The organism is Streptomyces sp. F001, from assembly GCF_004187715.1.
GTDB lineage: Bacteria > Actinomycetota > Actinomycetes > Streptomycetales > Streptomycetaceae > Streptomyces > Streptomyces flavusporus.
In genome coordinates this window covers 1-1118 of the sequence record NZ_QZWF01000171.1, presented here as the reverse complement: position 1 = coordinate 1118, position 1118 = coordinate 1, and the positions used below count along the sequence as shown (strand labels likewise).

The following is a 1118-nucleotide window of genomic DNA, read 5'->3' as shown; positions in this document are numbered from 1 at the left end:
GCCCTGACGATGCCTGCCCGAGGAAATACCCGCTGGAGTTGCGTGAGCGTGCGGTACGGATGTACCGCACCACGGAGCCGAAGCCGCAGATCAAGAAGCTCGCCGTCGATCTCGGCGTGCATCCCGAGGCCCTGCGCGGCTGGATCCGCCAGGCCGAGGCCGATGCCGGCGAGCGCGATGACCGGCTCACCACCGACGAACGGGCCGAGCTGGTAGCGCTGCGCAAGGAGAACGCCCAGCTCAAACGGGCCAACGATGTCCTGCGGACGGCCTCGGCTTTTTTGCGGCCCAGCTCGACCCGACCCGGCCCAGGTGACCGCGCTCATCGACGAGCACCCCCGCCTGGGGGTGGTGGCGTCCCGCGTGGTGGTGTAGGCGATCACCGTGCGGGTGTGCGCGGGCGGGTGCCCGGGGCGTGCATCCGGTGACAGTCTCCGCTCCCTGCGCACAGGGCAGGCCACCGTGCAAAGCTCCCTGGTGAACGGCCAGTTCAACGCGGGAGGTGCCCGATGGCCTTGGGGTGCGGCTCTTCCTCAGTGAGCTAGTGATGCCGTGCGCCGTTGCCGTTCGTGCGCGGACGGCGGATCGTCGTGTCCTGAGACGTGGTCTTGGAGGCGGCGATGGTGTCGTGGCTGGAGGAGCTCGATCGGCGGGAGGCTGCCGCGCGGGAGGAAATCGCCGAACTGCGGTCCCAGATGGAAGAGTTGACCAGGCGTCTTGCTGACCGGGAGGAGAGGCTGTCCCGGCTGGAGATCACACGGGAGACGATGACGGAGATCCTGTCCGGGGACGGGGCGGTGAGGGTGTCCGTGGACGAGGCCGCGGGGGAGTCCCGGTGTCGGTGGACCGGAGCCGGGCGGGATCGCCGGTCGGGGTGCGGCTGGTGCCGCAGTGGGAGCCGGGGCTTGAGGCGGATGTGCTGCCGCGCTCGTACCGGGACGTCGTCGAGGTGATGCAGGACGCGGTGCATCCGATGCGGGCGCATCATCTGTGCGCCGCGCTGGGGTTGTCGACGGACAAGAACAAGGTGGAGGGGTTCCGTTCGAAGCTGAAACGGCTGGTGGAGCGGGGCTGGCTGGCCGAGGACGAGCCGGGCCTGTTCGCACGGGGAGGTGCGC

2 pseudogenes are annotated in these 1118 nt (G+C 69.8%); one reads left to right on the top strand and one right to left on the bottom strand.

Features of this window, described 5'->3' with window-relative positions:
* Window positions 1-383, bottom strand: a pseudogene (locus StrepF001_RS49900) (hypothetical protein); the annotation flags it as partial.
* A gap of 452 nt (window positions 384-835) precedes the next feature.
* Here StrepF001_RS49900 and StrepF001_RS45325 point away from each other — a divergent pair.
* Window positions 836-1118 (top strand): annotated as a pseudogene (locus StrepF001_RS45325) (hypothetical protein); the annotation flags it as partial.